The organism is Mycobacterium sp. pUA109 (genome assembly GCF_041287095.1).
GTDB lineage: Bacteria > Actinomycetota > Actinomycetes > Mycobacteriales > Mycobacteriaceae > Mycobacterium.
This window is the reverse complement of record NZ_JBGGKS010000032.1, coordinates 1-17,065: the sequence shown is the minus strand read 5'-3', so window position 1 is coordinate 17,065 and position 17,065 is coordinate 1. Positions and strand designations below refer to the sequence as shown.

Sequence of the window (17,065 nt, the reverse complement as noted above, 5' to 3'; positions counted from 1 at the left end):
TCAGCGGGTGGGTTTGATCACCCAGATGGTGCTGTTGGTGGGGTCGTCATCGGTGACATAGGCACTGTGGTTGGTGGGATCGACCGCTATCCCTTGCAGCCACTTGCCGACCTTGATGGTGGCCGAGACGGTGTTCGTGTTGGTGTCGATAGCCGACACTGTGCCATCGCCGGAGTTGACGACATAGGCGGTATGGGCGGATGAGTCCACGGCCATGTCCGACGGGTTCCCGCCGACTTTGATGGTGGTGGTGATGGTGTTGGTGGTCGTGTCGATGACCAACACGGTGTTGCGGCCACCCATGTTCGTCACATAGGCGGTGTGGTTGGTGGGGTCCACGGCCACGCCGTTTGGACTCATGTCGTCTTTAATGGTCGTGGTAACGGTGTTGGTGATCGTGTCGATGACCGGCACAGAAGACGAGTCAGCAAGGTAAGCGGTGTGGCTGGTGGGGTCTACGGCGATCGCTTTCGGGTAGTTGCCTACTTTGATAGTGGCGGCGATGGTGTTGGTGGTGGTGTCGACGACCGACACGCTGCGGTCATCGCTATCGGTGATGTAGGCGGTGTGGCTGGTGGGGTCCACAGTCACCCCGTTCGGTTGCGTCCCCACACCGATGGTTGTGGTGATGGTGTTGGTGGTGGTGTCGATTACCGGAACCGCGTTGCCATTGCTGTATGTGACGTAGGCGGTATGGGCGGTGGGGTCCACGGCAACGCTCTTTGGTATTCCCTCGACGCCGATGGTGCCGGTGACTCTGTTGGACATCGTGTCGATGATGGACACCGCGCTCAGGGTGGTGACGTAGGCGGTGTGGCTGATGGGGTCGATGGTGATACCGCCTACACCCATTCCAACTTTGATGGTCCCGGCGACGGAGTAGGGCGCGGTGGCGGTGGGGGAAGGGGCGGTTGAGCTATCGGCAGACGATGATGTATTGCCGCCGCGAGTGTTGGCCCAGTAGGTGATTGCGGTGCCGCTGGCCGCGATGACGATGGCGGCAGCGGCCATTGCGGTGATTAACCGCCGCCGTGACCGGGTGCGCGGCAGCGCTGGAGCGTCGTTGAACATGGCCGGTTTGGCCTGGGCGAGTGCGGTGGCCGCGGCGGCGCTCTGATCAGTCTCGCCGCGGGAGGGCATAGGCCGATCCGGTATCACTGCCTGGGTCGGCACCGGCCCCGGCCGGATGGGTGTTATGCCATGGAGGGCGCTACGTGCGGCAATGGCGAGGTCACCTGCCCTCTGGTAGCGCCGGTCGGGGTCGCGGGCCATACCGCAGGCGATGACATCGTCGAATGCAGCGGGGATGCCGGGCCGGGCCTGGCTGAGTCGTGGGGGTGGCCCGTTGACGTGGGCGAACATTTGCTGTTCGACGCTGGTTGCCGGATACGGGACGGCGCCGGTCAGACATTCATGCAGCACGCAGGTCAGCGCGTAGATGTCGGCGCGGGCATCGACGGTGCCGACCGTGAACCGCTCGGGGGCCATGTAGGCCACGGTGCCGATCGCTGCCCCCGTACTGGTCAGCGCGGTTTCACCGGGGGGCGCGAGCGATACCGAAGTCGATGAGGTAGACAAAGCCCTTCGGCGTGACCAGTAGGTTGGCGGGTTTGACGTCGCGGTGCACCAGTCCGGCATCGTGGGCGGCGTCGAGGGCGGCGGCGGCCTGCCCACCAATGCTGACCGCCTGTTCGGGTGGCATTGGGCCGTGGCGGGACAGCAGGGTCGCCACGTCGGTGCCGTTGATGAGTTGCATGGCGATGAACAGCCGACCGCCGATTTCACCGGAATCATAGATCGGGATTACGTGGGGTTCGCCGAGGCCGGCAGCGGCGACCGCTTCGCGGCGAAACCGTGCCTCGAATGTCGGGTCGGCAGCAGCATCCGGCGGGAGCACCTTGATTGCGATCTCGCGGTCCAACTCCGTGTCGTAGGCCCGAAACACCTGACCCATACCGCCCGCACCAAGCAACCCGCGCAGCCGATAGCGGCCGAACATCTCATCCAACCTGAGGTACCTCCAACACTTGAGACAGGCCCATCGCTCAGCCTATGGCGCGATCACCGACACGGTGTTGTCAATCCGGCTGACGACGTAGGCGGTGTGGGTGCTGGAGTCGACGGCTATTCCATCCGGGAATCGGCCGACTTTGATGGTCGCGGCGACAGAGTTGGCGGTGGTGTCGATCAGCGACACCGAGTCATCGGTGGAGTTGACGACGTAGGCGGTGTGGCTGGTGGGGTCGACGGCTATTCCTTCCGGTGATCCGCTGACTTTGATGGTGGTGGTGATGGCGTTGGTGGTGGTGTCGATTGCCGACACGGTTTGGTTGGTGTAGTTGGTGACGTAGGCTGTGTGGCTGGTGGGGTCGACGGCCACCCAATGCGCGCTTTTGACGAAGTAGACCGTGCTGCTGATGGTGTTGGTGGTGGTGTCGATAACCGAGACGGTGTCATCACCAGAGTTGGTGACGTAGGCGGTGTGGCTGGCGGGGTCGACGGCGATTCCCATCGGGAGCTTGCCGACTTTGATGGTGGCGGTGACGGTGTTGGTGGTGGTGTCGATCGCCGAGACGGTGTCGTCGTGGGCGTTGACGGCGTAGGCGGTGTGGCTCGTGGGGTCGACGGCTATTCCCATCGGGAACTCGCCGACTTTGATGGTGGCGGTGACGGTGTTGGTGGTGGTGTCGATCACCGCTACCGTGCCGTCGGTGCGGGTCTTGGCCGCGTAGAGGGTGTGAGCGGCGGGATCGACGGCCACACCTTCCTGCGTATTGCGGTCCCCTGCCGGGATCTCGCCGACTTTGACGGTGGTGGCGATGGTGTTGGTGGCGGGATCGATGACGGCGACGGTATCTTCCACGGGCTGGGTGAGGTAGACGGTGTGCGTCGTGGGGTCCACAGCTATCAGGCCTGGATGATCGCCGACTTTGATGGTGGCGGTGACGGTGCGGGGCGTGCTGGCCGAGACTGGCGTCGGGTTGTTGTCTGCCTTTGCCGGTTTTGCCGGCCGGTCGCGCCGGTCGCCTGCCCAGTAGGTAACTGAGGTTGTGGCAGCCAGGACGACGATTGCAGCAGCGATGATTGCGGCGACCACGCGCCGCCGCGATCGGGTGCGCGGCAATGCTTGCGACGGTGAGGCGATGGCCGATTGCGTGGGGGCAAGTGCGCCGGCGAGACCGTCATGATCGTCGGAAAAGGGTACCGGCACCGTATTGACAGTGGCTGGTTGCGGTGGTGTTGCAGTGCCATGCAGTGCGGTGCGGGCGGCGGCGGCGAGGGCACCGGCGCTTTGGTAGCGCTGGTCGGGGTCGCGGGCCATGCCGTGGGCGATGACGTAGTCAAATGCTGTGGGAACGCTGGGTTGAATTAAGCTGGGCCGCGGTGGTGGCCCGTTGACGTGGGCGAACATCTGTTGTTCGACGCTCTTGGCTGGATAAGGTGTTGTGCCGGTGAGGCATTCGTACAGCACACAGGTCAGCGCGTAGATGTCGGCACGTTTGTCGGCCTGCCCGCTGAGAAACCGTTCGGGGGCCATGTAGGCCAAGGTGCCGATTGCTGCCCCCGTGCCCGTCAATTTAGTTTGACCAGAAGTGCGGGCGATGCCGAAGTCGATGAGGTAGACAAAGCCGGTGGGCGCAACCAGCAGGTTGGCGGGTTTAACGTCGCGGTGCACGAGATTGGCGTCATGAGCGGCATCGAGGGCGGCCGCGGCCTGCTCAACAATGCTGACCGCCTGTTCGGGCGGCATCGGGCCATGGTGGCTCAATAGGCTTGCGATGTCAGTGCCGTTGATCAGTTGCATGGCAATAAACAGCCGACCGTTGATCTCCCCGGAATCAAAGATCGGGATCACATGGGGCTCATCCAACGCTGCGGCGGTGCGGGCTTCACGGCGAAACCGTTGCTCGAACGTCGCGTCGGTGGCGGCCTGCGGTGGCAAGACCTTGATGGCGACCTCGCGGTGCAGTTGGGTGTCGTGGGCGCGGAACACTTGGCCCATGCCGCCTGCGCCGAGCAACCCCTGCAACCGGTAGCGGCCGAACATCTCATCCACGCTTCGATACCCCCGACCTCGCTCGTCCGTCACGCTCACCTTACGGCGTTGAGGAGCGGTCCCACGACGGCATTCCGCAACTAGTCAAACGTCAAATATGCAAACGTGTGGGGACGTACGGATATTGGCCGACGCATGTGGCCGGTTGTGCCGCTCAGTGGTCCTTGATCACCGAGACGGTCCCGTCACCGAAATTGGTGACGTAGGCCGTATGGGTAGTGGGATCCACGGCCACACCAGATGGTTGCTTGCCGACGGAGATGGTAGACGTGATGGTGTTAGTGGCGGTGTCGATCACCGACACGGTGTTGTCATCGAAGTTGGCGATGTAGGCAGTGTGGGCAGTGTCGTCAACAGCCACGCCAGACGGGCGCTTGCCGACGTTGATGGTGGCCGCGACGGTGTTAGTGGCGGTGTCGATCCCTGAAACTGTGCTGCCGCCGGAGTTGGTGATGTAGGCGGTGTGGGCCGCGGGGTTGACAGCCACACCTTCCGCGTAACCATCGACTTTTATGGTGGTCGTAACGGTGTTGGTGGCGGTGTCGATCACCGACAGAATGCTGCCGTGGCCGGTGACATACGCAGTGCGAGAGACGCTATCGACAGCGACGCCCCACGCTCCTCCGCCGACTGGGATCGTCGTGGTGACGGTGTTAGTGGTCGTATCAATCACCGACACGTTGCTAGCGCCGTTGGTGGCGGTGTTGGCAGCGTAGACGGTGTGAGTGGCCGGATCGGCGGCGATACCTGTCGACCTCGTACCCAGTTTTATGACGGCGGTGACCGTGTTGGTTGCGGTGTCGATCACTGACACGGCGCCGTCGTGGAGGTCGCAGGTGTAAGCGGTATGGCGCGTGGGGTCGATGGCCACCTCCTGCGGGCCGTTACCGACATCGATGGTGGCCTTGACGGTGTTGGTTGCAAGGTCGATCGCCGAAACAGTGTTAGCGCCGAAATCGGTGGCGTAGGCGGTGTGTGTAGTGGTGTCGATGGCGATACCGCGCGGCGCGTCACCGATTTTGATCGTGGTGGTGGTGGTGCCGATGCTGGCCGCGGTGGTTGAGTTGCCGGTCGACACGGGCGGATTGTCATCACGGGTGTAGACCCAGCAAGTAATGGCGGCTACGGCGGCCACAGTGGCGACGGTGGCCGTGATCAAGTGTCGCCGCAACCGCGCTCGCGGCGAAGCCGGTTGTGTCCTGTTGACGATCGCCGGTTGGGTCGGGGCGAGTGTGGTGGGCGCGGTCGCGGTCGGATTGTGGTCAGTAGGGTTGGTCGGCGCCCACGGGTTCGCCGTATGCGCTTGCGTCGGCGCCGAATTCGCGGTGGTCGGGAATGCCGAAAGTGCGCGACGGGCGGCGGCGGCGAGGTGTCCGGAGGTCTGGTAGCGGTGGTCTGGGTTTGTGGCCATGCCGCAGGCGATAACGTCATCGAATGTCGTCGGGACTCCGGCGCGAGTTTGGCTGGGTCGTGGTGGGGGGCCGTTGACGTGCGCAAGCATTTGCTGTTCGACGTTGGTGGCTGGGTATGGTTTTATGCCGGTTAGGCACTCGTGTAGCACGCATGTCAGGGCGTAGATGTCGGCGCGGCTGTCGCATTTGCCGGTGGTGAAGCGTTCCGGTGCCATGTAGGAGACAGTGCCGAGTGCGGCGCCGGTACTGGTGAGTTTTGTTTGACCGGCGGCGTTAGCGATGCCGAAGTCGATCAGGTACACGAAGTTTTTCGGGGTGACCAGCAGGTTGGCGGGTTTGACGTCGCGGTGGACCAGTCCGGCGGCGTGCGCGGTGTCGAGTGCGGCAGCAGCCTGTTCGATGATGCTAACGGCCTGTTCGGGTGGCATCGGCCCGTGGTGTCTCATCAGTGTGGCGACATCGGTGCCGTTGACCAATTGCATGGCGATGAACAGCCGGCCGTCGATCTCCCCGGAGTCGTAGATCGTCACCACATGGGGTTCCCCAAGCCCCGCGGCAGCGCGAGCCTCGCGGCGAAACCGTTGCTCAAACGTCGGGTCGGCGGCGGCTTGTGGCGGCAGGACCTTTATAGCCACATCGCGGTGCAGCTGGGTGTCGTAGGCCCGAAACACCTGGCCCATGCCGCCCGCGCCCAGTAGCCCCCGCAGGCGGTAGCGGCCGAATACTTCATCCAATCCGAGCTACCTCCCCAACACTTGAGAAATGGCCGCCATGGTCACCCTCCCGGTTTGGAGATGTAAATGGGATTCGCTGTGGAACGGACCGGACGACCGGCTTAGGTGAGCGATATGTGCAGGGGGCGCACCTGCTAGTCGCACATCGAACCGCGTTCAACGGGTTGGCCCGATCACCGACACGGTGCCATCGCCGCTATTTGTGACGTAGACAGTGTGTGTGGCGGGGTCGACGGCCACGCCTAAGGGAAGTTTGCCTAGTTTGACGGTCGACGTAACGGTGTTCGTGCCGGTGTCGATCACCGACATGCGGCCGCTATTGTCGCCACCGGAGGTAATGACATAGGCGGTGTGGATCGCGGGGTCGACGGCGACCCCGCTTGAGTACCCGTTGACTTTGATGTTGGAGATGACGGTGTTGGAGGTTCCGTCGATCACCGATACGGTATCGCCTGAGCTCTCAGTGACATAAATGGTGTGGGCAGCGCTGTCGACGGCCACATCTTCAGGGTGGTCGATGAAGTAGATCGTGGTCGTGACGGTGTTGGTGGTCGTGTCGATCACCGACAGGGAGTTGCCGTCCTTGTTGGCGGTGTAGGCGGTGTGGCTCGTCGGGTCGATGGCGATTCTGCCCGGCCACTCGCCGACGGGGATATTGGCAATGACAGATTTGCTGTCCAAACCGAGCACGGCGCCGCTCTCGCGTCCACTAGTGACATAGACAACATGTGTGGACGGGTCTACGGCTATTCCCTCCAAAAGATCCACAGAGGGTGTTTCCGGTGAGATCCTGACAGGAATTGTCGTGGTGACGGTGTCGGATTTCGCGTCGATCACCGACACCGTTCTGTCATCGATGTTGGTGATGTAGGCAGTGTGGGTGTCTTGGTCGACCGCCACTCCGGCGGCGAGGCGGCCGACTTTGATTGTGGTGGTGACGGTATTAGTTGTGGTGTCGATCACCGAGACGGTGCCATCGTGGGTGTCGGTGACATAGGCGGTGTGGAGGGCCGAGTCGACTGCCACGAGACCCGGGGAAGCACCTGTTTTGACGATGGCAGTGACGGTGCGGGGCGTGCTAGCCAAGATGGCGGTCGGGTTTGTAGTCGCAGCTGTTGGCTTGCCAAATCGGTTGTTCATCCAATAGGCAACCCCGGTGGTGATTGCTGCCGCCAAGACGAGCACCGCGGCGGTGAGCACTGCGATCCAGCGTCGCCGCATACCGCGGCGGAGCAGAGGCCGGGGCAGCAATGGTGACGGCGTGGCCGGTTGGGTGGCGGCTAGCATGGTCGGGGCAGTCGTGGTGAATTCGCCCAGGCGTCGATGACGGTCGTCATGTGTGGATACAGGATTTGTGGAAGCCGGTTGGGTTGGCGCCGGGGTGGTATGGAGTGCGGTGCGCGCGGCGGTGGCGAAGTCGGCGGCGCGTTGGTAGCGCTGGTCGGGGTCTGTGGCCATGCCAGTCGCGATGACGTCGTCAAACGCGGCGGGTATCCCGGGACGCACCTGGCTGGGCTTGGGTGGTGGTCCGTTGATGTGGGCGAACATTTGTTGTTCGACGCTGGTGGCTGGGTAGGGTGTTGTGCCGGTGAGGCATTCGTGTAGTACGCAGGTCAGTGCGTAGATGTCGGCGCGTTTGTCGCAGTGTCCGGTGGTGAACCGTTCCGGTGCCATGTAGGCCAGGGTGCCGATGGCTGCGCCGGTGCTGGTGAGCTTGGTTTGACCGGCGGCGTTGGCGATGCCGAAGTCGATCAGGTACACGAAGTTTTTCGGGGTGATTAGCAGGTTGGCGGGTTTGATGTCGCGGTGCACCAGCCCGGCGTCGTGGGCGGTGTCGAGTGCGGCGGCAGCCTGTTCGATGATGGTCACTGCCTGCTCGGGCGGCATCGGCCCGTGGCGCTTGATGAGGGTGGCGACGTCGGTGCCGGTGATGAGTTGCATGGCGATGAACAGCCGGCCGTCGATCTCCCCGGAGTCGTAGATCGGGACGACGTGGGGTTCACCGAGTCCGGCGGCGGTGCGGGCTTCGCGGCGGAACCGTTGCTCAAATGATGGGTCGGTGGCGGCCTGCGGCGGCAGCACCTTGATCGCCACCTCGCGGTGCAGTTCGGTGTCGTAGGCACGGAACACCTGGCCCATGCCGCCGGCGCCGAGCAGACCGCGCAGCCGATAGCGACCGAACACCTCGTCCAACCCCGCAACCTCCCGCCGATACCGACACGCGCCACGCTCACCTTACGGCCCACCGTCACGCTCCGGTGACAGGATTTGGTTTGCCATCGGGGGTGTCATCGCGCGCGCAGCGCGTACACGACGCACGGGGAGCCGGTGCCGTTGACGGTGATGAAGCCGCCGACCGCGAGCCAGAACCCGCGGGCAGGCAGCTGGTCGAGGTTCGCCAGGACTTCGAGGCTGATCCGGTGTTCGCGGTACAGGGCTTTCGAGACGGCGAAGGTTTTGTCGGCGCCGACGTCCGGGCTGAACGCATCGGTTCCCAACGCGCCGCGTCGACCCAGGCTCCCACGGTTTTGTAGCCAGTGCAGGGCCTCGAGCGAGAACCCGGGGTGGCGGGGCACGCGGTTTTCGTCGAGATTGCTGAAATGTTCTGTCGGCCAGCGCTTATGCCAGCCGGTGTTGAGGATCACCGCGCACTCGGTGGGGAACTGCCCGTGGGTAGACTCCCAATCTTGGAGGTCGTGGACGCTCACCGCGTAGTCGTCATTGCCGACCGCTTTGTGCTGGATGTCGACGACCACGCCGGGGAGGAAAAAATCCTGCGGGTCGAGTCCATCCGCGGCGGCCTCTCCGGCGTTGAAATGGCACGGTGCGCCCCAGTGGGTTCCGGTGTGCTCACCGACCGACACCCGGTTGAGCGCGTAGCCGTCGTTTTCCAGAGTGGCCACCGACTCCAGCTGGTACTCGGGATCGCCGGGATAGTGACAGACTTCCCCCGGAGCCCAGCTGTGCGACAAGTTCACCACTTCGACCCCGGCGACGCCCAGAAACTCGTCGAGCATGCAGTCCGCTCCTTCCCCCATTTGCATTCACAGCGTGTTGTTCGGCTCAATCACCGACACGGTGCCGTCCCCCATGTTGGTGACGTAGACGGCGTGGGTGGTGGGGTCGACGGCGCCTGCGCGGGCCGTGACACCGACCGTCACGGTGGCGGTGACACGCCGGAAGGCCGTGTCGATCACGGAGACGGTGTCGATCGCGCGGAAGGGAGCGTCACCGGGTCGGGCGGCATAGCCGGTGTGGGTGTCCGCGTCGATGGCGAGGTGGCCGGGACGGGCCACCGTGATGGTGCCCGAGACGGTGCAGGTCGCGGGGTCGACGATCGACACGAGGTTCTCCCATGGCTCGGCGACATAGACCGCGTGGGTGGCCGGATCGACGGTCAGCCCAGCGAGGATCGCGCCGAATTTGATGGTGGCAGTGACGGTGTTGGTGGTGGTGTCGATCACCGATACGGTGCGGTCGACCCCGTTTTGGACGTAGACGGTGTGGATTGCCGGGTCGACGGCCACCTCCATCGGTTGGACACCGACCTTGATCGTGCCGGTGAGCGTGCGGGTGGAGGCGTCGATCACCGACACCGTGCCGTCCATCAAATTCGCGACGTACACGCTATGGGCATCCGGGTCGACGGCCACCCCTCGCGGGTCATCGCCGACGGTGATGGTGGCGGCGACGGTATTGGTGGTGGTGTCGATCACCGACACGGTGCCGTCGACTTGGTTGGTGGTGTAGGCGGTGTGGGCTGCGGGATCGACCGCCACACGCCATGGGCCCTTGCCCACGTTGATAGTCGCCGCAACGGTGCGCTCGGCGGTGTCGATCACCGACACGGCGTGGTCGGCGTTGTTCACGACGTAGGCGGTGTGGGCGGCCGGATCAATGGCCACATCGGTCGGGAACGTGCCGACCGTGACGGTGGTGATGGGGTACGGCGTCACCGAGGTCGGGTTCGGCAATCCGGCCGCAGGTCGGCCGTCTCGGCTGTTGACGCGGTAGGCGATCGCGGTGGCTGCCGCCACGACCAGGATCGCTGCGGTGGCGAGTAGTGCGATCCAGCGTCGCCGCCCGCGACGCGGTCGCTCCACGGTGCCGACCGGCGGACCAACTCGAAGCTCCGGATCGTTGGTCACGGGTTTCTCCCCTCCCGGTGCAGCTTGCGATCTGGGCTGTTCGCGGTCCAGGCAATCGCTTCGTCGATTTCGTTGTCGTAGCGGACCACGATCATGGCCAGGATGTGAAGACCCGCGGACCTGCCGACGTAGCGGTCGCACTAGCCGGTTGGCCGCTGCCGATGCCGGACGGCTCGCCGGGGTTCAGAGCTTCCGCGGTCGTCGCCCGAACCGACGCCGTTAGCAGAACCGAATCTGCGGAGTTGAAGCCGAGGAATATCCGCTAATCAAGATCCGCACTCGCGCTGTGAAATGACTGTGAGCGACGATCGCCGTTCGACTTGCGCGCTGGTGGACCAGCATCGAATCGCCACGTCAGAGCACGGTAAACAATCGGTTAATCAAAGGATTTACAGCAGATTCCCAGCAACCGTCGCGCATTGACAACCCGCGCGCCCACCCTGTTGTCAGCTAATTCACACACCGGGTCTACGCTGATCCGCGAAAGCGGAAGGGATGCACACCTGTCCTGGCAATGGGGCCCGGCCGGGTTGGGCGGAGACACCGACGGAAGGCCGTCGGTCCGGCGCTAGTAGACAAAGGACGGGTGTGATGGTGGTTCAACGGTCACCGCGGGTGGAGGATCGGTTCCATAAGGTCGGGAATCGGGTACTGACCGTACTCGGGCGCCAGGAATGGCTGGACCGGCCCAGCTACCGATTCGAGAACGCGCTGAGCTTCGTGTTCAACACGTTCGGCGGCGCCCGCAACCGGGTGACCAACGCGCTTAACGGGGTCTGGCTCGGGCACCCGGTGCACCCGCCGCTGGCATCGCTGACCAGCGGTGCCCTGGGCACGACGGTGGCGCTGGACGCGCTCAGCGTGCTGCCCGGCCGGCCCAAATCCGAATTGCTCGACGCGTCGCGGTTCGCCCAGCGTGCCCTCGGCTTGGGCATCCTGGCCAACCTCGCCTCGGCGGTCACCGGCGTCACCGACTGGCAGCACACCCACGAGCAGGACCGTCGGATCGGGGCGGTGCACGGGGTGCTGAACCTCATCGCCACCGGCCTGTACGTCCAGTCCTGGCGGGACCGTCGTCGCGGCAAGCACCTGCGCGGCATCGCGATCAGCGCCATCGGGTACGGCATCACCACCAGCAGCGGCTTTTTGGGTGGGGCGCTGGTGTTCGGATCCGGGATCGGCATCGACCAGTCCGGGCAGCGGCTCCGGCTGGACGACTGGACGCCGGTGCTGCCGGCGGCGGCGCTGCCCAGCGGCAAGAAGCCCAAGCGGGTCGAGGTCGACGGCGTCGGGGTGGTGTTGTGCCGCGACGGCGACACGGTGTCAGCGGTCGGCGGCTACTGCCCGCACCTGGCGGCGCCCATGGAGGACGGCTGGCTGGACCGCGGCCACCTCGTGTGCCCGTGGCACGGCTCGCAATTCGACCCCCAAACCGGCGAGGTGGTCCGCGGTCCGGCCGCGGCGCCGCTGCCCTGCTACCAGGCCCGGCTGCGCGACGGCATGATCGAATTGCGTGACGGCGCACCGCAACCGACCGGATCCGGACGGCACACCTACGTCGAGGCCGACGCCTTAGAAGCCCCGAGCCGCGTGGGAGAGGAAGTGGCGCAATGAGCAGCAACGCCTACGACGTCCTGTGCGCCCACCACGACACGCTGCGGGGGCTGGGTGGCCGGCTCAAAGCCGCGCCCGTCGGCTCGACCGAACGCCAAGAGATCCTCGACGAACTGCTGCTCGAGTTCGACATTCACATGCGCATTGAGGACGACCTCTACTACCCGGCGCTGGCCGCGGCCAGCACCCTGATCGCGATCGCCCACGCCGAGCACCGGCAAATCTATGACGCGCTGGCCGCGGCGTTGCGGACCCCGGTCACCTCGCCCGATTACGAAGCCGAATGGAACAGTTTCCTCACCGTGCTGGAGGCGCACGCCGACGAGGAGGAACGCGACCTGGTGCCCCCGCCGGCGCCGGTGAATCTCAGCGACGCCGAACTCGAGGAGCTGGGCCACAAGATGGCGGTTCGGATGGAGGAGTTGCGCAACTCCAAGTTCGAGCGGATGCACGTGAAGGGCCGGGCCGCGCTGCTGCGGGCGCTGTAGACCCCAGTAACACACCGAAGCCGGGCGGGAGCGCCGTTGCTCCCGCCCGGCTTCGGCGTCGTCAGCTGCGGGTGGCTTTCGCCCCGGAGAGCGCGGTGGCGCCGTGGGCGGTGCTCTTGACGCGGTGGGTCACCGAACGCCACGCCGCCGGTGAATAGTGCGTGGTGGCTTCTTCGAAGCCGTCCACGTGGTGAACGGTGAGCACGCCGGACTCCGGATTGATGGTGAGCTGGTCGCGCTCGGTGGCATGCACCTCTTCCCCGTCCAGCATCCGGATGATGAACACGGTGGGCGCTCCTCTCGTCGTTACCAAAGCGGACGTGACGCTACGCAGCATCGGCTGCCGGACGGCACCGGCGGGCCGACAGGCGCGTGAACGCCTCGGAAACGTTCGATGACGCGCGCACGCACCGGGATGTAACACCACCGGTCACAACTGCGACAACAGCAGTATCAACGTGAACCTCTACCTCAGGTAGAACCCAAGCGAGAGGACCGGTCGTGAGCGTGAAATCCCTTGTCGCCGGGGTGGCGGCCCTAACCGCCGTCGGAGCCGCGGCCGTCGGCGCGACAGTTCTTGCCGTATCCGCCAGTCCGGCCGCCGCTCAGGTCCGGCCCGTGGTGTTCGAAGTGCCGCTGGATCAAACGGCCGCCCTGCCGACCGCGGATCAGCTGGTCGGCGTGCTCAACGGCCTGGCCGACCCCAATGTGCCGTTCGCGAACAAGAGCAACCTGGTGGAAGGCGGCATCGGGCCGGTGCAGGCCGCCATGGCCGACCACCACATGCAAAAAGCCGCCAGCAAGGGAGAGCTGCCGTTGGCGTTCAACGTGGCCAACATCGCGCCGGCCGGACCGGGCGCGGCCAGCGCCGACGTGACCGTCTCGGGTCCGAAGCTGGCGGCGCGCACCATGAACGTCACCTTCGTCAACCAGGGCGGCTGGATGCTGTCGAGTGGTTCGGCGGCCCAGCTGCTGCAGGCGGCGTCGGGCAAGTAACCGCGGTCAGTGGTCGTGCTGGGCGTGCAGTGCCCGGATCACGCAGCTGATCGCCGGGGACGGCGTGCCGGGTAGTCGGGCCAGCACCATCCGGCGCCGTTCGGCGAGGCCATCGAGGACGCGCAGCACGATCACGCCGTCGGGCAACGTCGGGGCGAGGTTGGTCGGGATCGTGGTGACGCCGCACCCCGCGGCCACCAACCGCAGCTTGGTCAGCCAATCACGCGCGTGGTGGGCAATGCGCGGGCGACCGGGCAGTCCCGGCCACACCCCCATTAGCGGCTCGGCGGCACTGGAGGGGCTGGCGATCCAGTCGACGTCGATCAGTTCGGCGACGGCCACGGCGTCGCGGCCGGCGAACCGCCCGGTGGCCGGGGCGGCGATCACCAGGTTGCTTTCGGCGAGGGTTTCGGTGGTCAGCCGGGGCAGTTCGGTGTCCGGCGGGCGGTGTGGCGCACGGGAACTGATCACGGCGAGGTCGAGGGTCCCGGCCCGCAGTGCGCGCACCAGCGCGGGCGTCGTGCCCTCCCGGGTGGTGACCCGGATCTCGGGGTGCTGGCGGCGCAGGCTGGTTAACGTCGCTGGGAGCAGCGCCGCCCCGGCGCTGATGTAGGCGCCCAACCGCACCTCCTGGCGCACCGCGTCGTCGCCGGACAGCTCGCGGCGGGCCGCGGCGAGTTCGTCGAGGACCAGCCGGGCGTGGCGCAGCAGGGTCAGGCCGGCTGGCGTCAACCGCGTTGCGGCGGTGCCCCGATCGAATAACGCGGTGCCGGCCACGCGTTCCAGGGCGGCGACCTGGCGCGAGACCGCCGATTGGGTGTAGCCGAGTTCCTCGGCGGCCGCGGTGAAGGTGCCGCGTTCGGCGATTTCGCGCAGCACCCGCAGGCCGGTCAGCGAGAAGTCCATGAGGAAACAGCATGACCTATATGCCGAAGTTTCGTTAGACGCATGCCTGAATCGGTTCCTACGCTCGGTCCAGGCGACGACGAACGAGGTGAGCGATGAAGGCAGCGGTGTTGGAGCGGTTCGGTGCGCCCTTGGCGATCCGGGACGTCGCGGAACCGACCATCGGTACCGGGGAGGTGCTGGTCGAGGTCTTGGCCGCCTGCGTGTTGCCGTATGCGGCGGAGGTGTTCAGCGGCGCCCGCAAGTATCTGCTGGAGCCGCCGGTCATCCCGGGTGTCGGCGCGATCGGGCGGGTGCTCGCCGCCGGGCCGGACGCCACCCGCCTTGAGCCCGGCGCGTTGGTGTTGTGTGACCCCACCGTCCGCTCGCGCGACGATGCCCGCACACCCGACATCGCGTTGCAGGGTTGGAGCGCCCGCGGCGACGGCGGTCTGCAACTGTCCCGCCACTTCCACCACGGTGCGTTCGCCGAGCGGATGGTGGTGCCGACCGAAAGCGCGGTACCGCTGGGCGTCGACGACCTCGATGTCGAGCAGGCGGCGCGCTGGTCGGCCATCGTCGTGCCACTGGTGCCGTACGCCGGACTGCTGGCCGCCGACCTTCGGGCCGGCGAGACGCTGCTGGTCAGCGGGGCGACCGGCAACTTCGGCAGCAGCGGGGTGGCGGTGGCGCTGGCGATGGGCGCCGCCCGCGTGGTCGCGCCGGGCCGCAACGAGACCGTGCTGGCGGATCTTCGGCGACGGTTCGGCGCGCGGGTCCGCACCGTCACCCTGAGCGGAGATGCCGACGCCGACCGCGCGGCTATGCGCGACGCCGCCGGGCCCATCGACGTCGTGCTCGACCTGTTGCCACCCGCGGCCGACGTCACCGCGGTGCGCACCGCGGCCATGACGGTCCGCGAGTACGGCCGCGTGGTGCTGATGGGCGGGGTCGGAATGCTCGGCGGCGACGATCTCTGGCTGCCCTATCCCTGGCTGATGCGCAACTCGGTGACCGTCCGCGGCCAGTTCATGTGTCCCCGCTCGGCGACTCCGCAGCTCATCGCGCTGGTGCGCGCCGGCCTGCTTGACCTCAGCCAGGACCGCGTCACCACGTTCGCGCTGGACGATGCCGGCGCCGCGGTGCAGCACGCGGCCGACCACGGCGGGCCGTTCGAGCGCACCGTCATCACGCCGGCGGGAGGGGCCACCCCACCTCGTGGATAGGTTAGGCTACATTTACTAACCGTGACCGAGGTCAGTGCCCAGCCCAGCCCCCCGAACGCCGCGTCGCTGTCGGTCGCGTTGGCCGCCGATATCGCGCCGGCCGACCTGGCGGCCGAGCTGGCCGCGGCGCTGCCGGAACGCGACGGCGCCGAATACCTGCTCTACGAACGCGACGGGGCCTGGACCCTGGCCATCGGCGTGCAGGCCAGCGTCGAACTCGACAACGACGAGCTGCGCATCGTTCGCGACGGCGTCACCCAACGCCAGGACTGGTCCGGACGCCCGGGGGAGGCCCTCGGCGAGGCGGTGGACCGGCTGCTGCTGGAGACCGACCACGCGTTCGGCTGGATCGCCTTTGAATTCGGCGCCTACCGGTTCGGGCTGCAGCACCGGCTGGCGCCGGGAACCCCGCTGGCGCGGGTGTTTTGGCCGCAGACCCGCATCGTCGTCACCGCCGAGGAGATCCGCCTGTTCGACGCCGAGGACCGGCATCGCGCGGTGCTGGATCGGCTGCTGGCCGACGGGGTGCCGGCGACCCCGGCCCCGTCCGCGGTCGAGGTGGGCGCCGATGGGGCCGACTACCGGCACCGGGTGGCGTCGGCCATCGACGAGATCCGCGGCGACCGCTACCAGAAGGTGATCCTGTCGCGCTGCGTCGACGTGCCGTTCGCCGTGGACTTTCCGTCCACCTATCGGCGGGCCCGGCGGCACACCACCCCGGTGCGGTCATTCCTGTTGCGGCTGGGCGGGATCCGGGCGCTGGGCTTCAGCCCGGAGCTGGTGGCGGCGGTCCGCCGCGACGGGGTGGTGGTCACCGAACCGCTGGCCGGCACCCGAGCGCTGGGCCGCGGCGACGTGCACGATCGGCAGGCCCGCGAGGACCTGGAGTCCGACGCCAAGGAGATCGTCGAACACGCCATCTCGGTGCGCACTTCGATGGCCGAGATCGACGAGGTCGCCGAGCCCGGCAGCGCCGCCGTCACCGATTTCATGACGGTGCGGGAGCGGGGCAGCGTGCAGCACCTGGGCTCGACGGTCAGCGCCCGGCTGGACCCGGCGCACGACCGGATGGATGCGCTGGAGGCCCTGTTCCCGGCGGTCACCGCGTCCGGCATCCCCAAGGCCGCCGGGGTGGACGCCATTCTGCGCCTCGACGAATGCCCGCGGGGGCTGTATTCCGGTGCGGTGGTGACGTTTTCCGCCGACGGCGAGCTGGACGCCGCGCTGACGCTGCGGGCCGCCTACGAACGCGACGGCCGGACCTGGCTGCGGGCCGGCGCCGGCATCATCGACGTGTCCAGCCCCGACCGCGAGTTCGAGGAGACCTGCGAGAAGCTGGGCACCCTGGCGCCGTACCTGATCGCCCGGACTTGACTCGTAACCCCGCGAGCGTGCGCAGATCCGGGTTTTTGTTCGGCGTGTCGGGCGGGGACACCTTCGTAAGGGGTTTTTGTCAAGGGGTTGGGGGGCTGTGCCCCGGTCCTCGTCTCTACGTAGTTCGTCAA

The 17,065-nt window shown here is 66.4% G+C and carries 14 protein-coding genes; 5 read left to right on the top strand and 9 right to left on the bottom strand.

The genetic code is table 11. The features are described from left to right. From ACAG26_RS25905 to ACAG26_RS25875, 7 genes are all read right to left on the bottom strand, one after another. Complete coding sequence (locus ACAG26_RS25905; RefSeq protein WP_370485946.1) at positions 1 to 1,488, bottom strand: hypothetical protein; 1,488 nt, start codon at positions 1,486 to 1,488, stop codon at positions 1 to 3. Between the two features lie 46 nt (positions 1,489 to 1,534). Next, positions 1,535 to 1,999 carry a serine/threonine-protein kinase gene (locus ACAG26_RS25900; RefSeq protein ID WP_370485980.1) on the bottom strand — a complete coding sequence of 155 codons (465 nt, stop codon included), beginning with the start codon at positions 1,997 to 1,999 and terminating at the stop codon, positions 1,535 to 1,537. 51 nt (positions 2,000 to 2,050) lie between these two features. Further along, positions 2,051 to 4,048, bottom strand: a complete 1,998-nt coding sequence (locus tag ACAG26_RS25895; protein ID WP_370485979.1) for a protein kinase — start codon at positions 4,046 to 4,048, stop codon at positions 2,051 to 2,053. A gap of 163 nt (positions 4,049 to 4,211) precedes the next feature. Further along, positions 4,212 to 6,203 carry a serine/threonine-protein kinase gene (locus tag ACAG26_RS25890; protein ID WP_370485945.1) on the bottom strand — a complete coding sequence of 664 codons (1,992 nt, stop codon included), beginning with the start codon at positions 6,201 to 6,203 and terminating at the stop codon, positions 4,212 to 4,214. 156 nt (positions 6,204 to 6,359) lie between these two features. Next, entirely contained in the window at positions 6,360 to 8,387 is a 2,028-nt protein-coding gene (locus tag ACAG26_RS25885) for a serine/threonine-protein kinase (protein ID WP_370485978.1), read from the bottom strand. Positions 8,388 to 8,491: 104 nt separating this feature from the next. Next, the gene (locus tag ACAG26_RS25880) at positions 8,492 to 9,220 is read right to left on the bottom strand and encodes a cyclase family protein (RefSeq protein ID WP_370485944.1); all 729 of its coding nucleotides are present in this window, start codon (positions 9,218 to 9,220) and stop codon (positions 8,492 to 8,494) included. Between the two features lie 27 nt (positions 9,221 to 9,247). Next, on the bottom strand, positions 9,248 to 10,351 hold the full coding sequence (locus ACAG26_RS25875) for a YncE family protein (RefSeq protein ID WP_370485943.1): 1,104 nt from the start codon (positions 10,349 to 10,351) through the stop codon (positions 9,248 to 9,250). Between the two features lie 591 nt (positions 10,352 to 10,942). Between ACAG26_RS25875 and ACAG26_RS25870 the strand changes: the two genes are divergently transcribed. Together ACAG26_RS25870 and ACAG26_RS25865 are read left to right on the top strand one after the other, a co-directional pair. Then, positions 10,943 to 11,965, top strand: a complete 1,023-nt coding sequence (locus ACAG26_RS25870) for a Rieske 2Fe-2S domain-containing protein (RefSeq protein ID WP_370485942.1) — start codon at positions 10,943 to 10,945, stop codon at positions 11,963 to 11,965. Then, on the top strand, positions 11,962 to 12,453 hold the full coding sequence (locus ACAG26_RS25865) for a hemerythrin domain-containing protein (RefSeq protein ID WP_370485941.1): 492 nt from the start codon (positions 11,962 to 11,964) through the stop codon (positions 12,451 to 12,453). Before ACAG26_RS25870 ends, ACAG26_RS25865 begins: the two co-directional genes overlap by 4 nt. A gap of 61 nt (positions 12,454 to 12,514) precedes the next feature. On the opposite strand, the gene ACAG26_RS25860 is transcribed toward ACAG26_RS25865, so the two are convergent. Next, the gene (locus tag ACAG26_RS25860; RefSeq protein WP_370485940.1) at positions 12,515 to 12,739 is read right to left on the bottom strand and encodes a hypothetical protein; all 225 of its coding nucleotides are present in this window, start codon (positions 12,737 to 12,739) and stop codon (positions 12,515 to 12,517) included. A gap of 215 nt (positions 12,740 to 12,954) precedes the next feature. Between ACAG26_RS25860 and ACAG26_RS25855 the strand changes: the two genes are divergently transcribed. Beyond that, the gene (locus ACAG26_RS25855; RefSeq protein ID WP_370485939.1) at positions 12,955 to 13,449 is read left to right on the top strand and encodes a hypothetical protein; all 495 of its coding nucleotides are present in this window, start codon (positions 12,955 to 12,957) and stop codon (positions 13,447 to 13,449) included. Between the two features lie 6 nt (positions 13,450 to 13,455). Here the strand turns inward: ACAG26_RS25855 and ACAG26_RS25850 are convergent, their stop codons facing one another. Further along, on the bottom strand, positions 13,456 to 14,355 hold the full coding sequence (locus ACAG26_RS25850) for a LysR family transcriptional regulator (RefSeq protein ID WP_370485938.1): 900 nt from the start codon (positions 14,353 to 14,355) through the stop codon (positions 13,456 to 13,458). A gap of 95 nt (positions 14,356 to 14,450) precedes the next feature. Here ACAG26_RS25850 and ACAG26_RS25845 point away from each other — a divergent pair, with 95 nt between their 5' ends. Both ACAG26_RS25845 and ACAG26_RS25840 read left to right on the top strand, forming a co-directional pair. After that, positions 14,451 to 15,560, top strand: a complete 1,110-nt coding sequence (locus tag ACAG26_RS25845) for a zinc-binding dehydrogenase (RefSeq protein ID WP_370485937.1) — start codon at positions 14,451 to 14,453, stop codon at positions 15,558 to 15,560. 66 nt (positions 15,561 to 15,626) lie between these two features. Beyond that, positions 15,627 to 16,934 carry a salicylate synthase gene (locus tag ACAG26_RS25840; RefSeq protein WP_370485977.1) on the top strand — a complete coding sequence of 436 codons (1,308 nt, stop codon included), beginning with the start codon at positions 15,627 to 15,629 and terminating at the stop codon, positions 16,932 to 16,934. Positions 16,935 to 17,065: the final 131 nt, after the last annotated feature.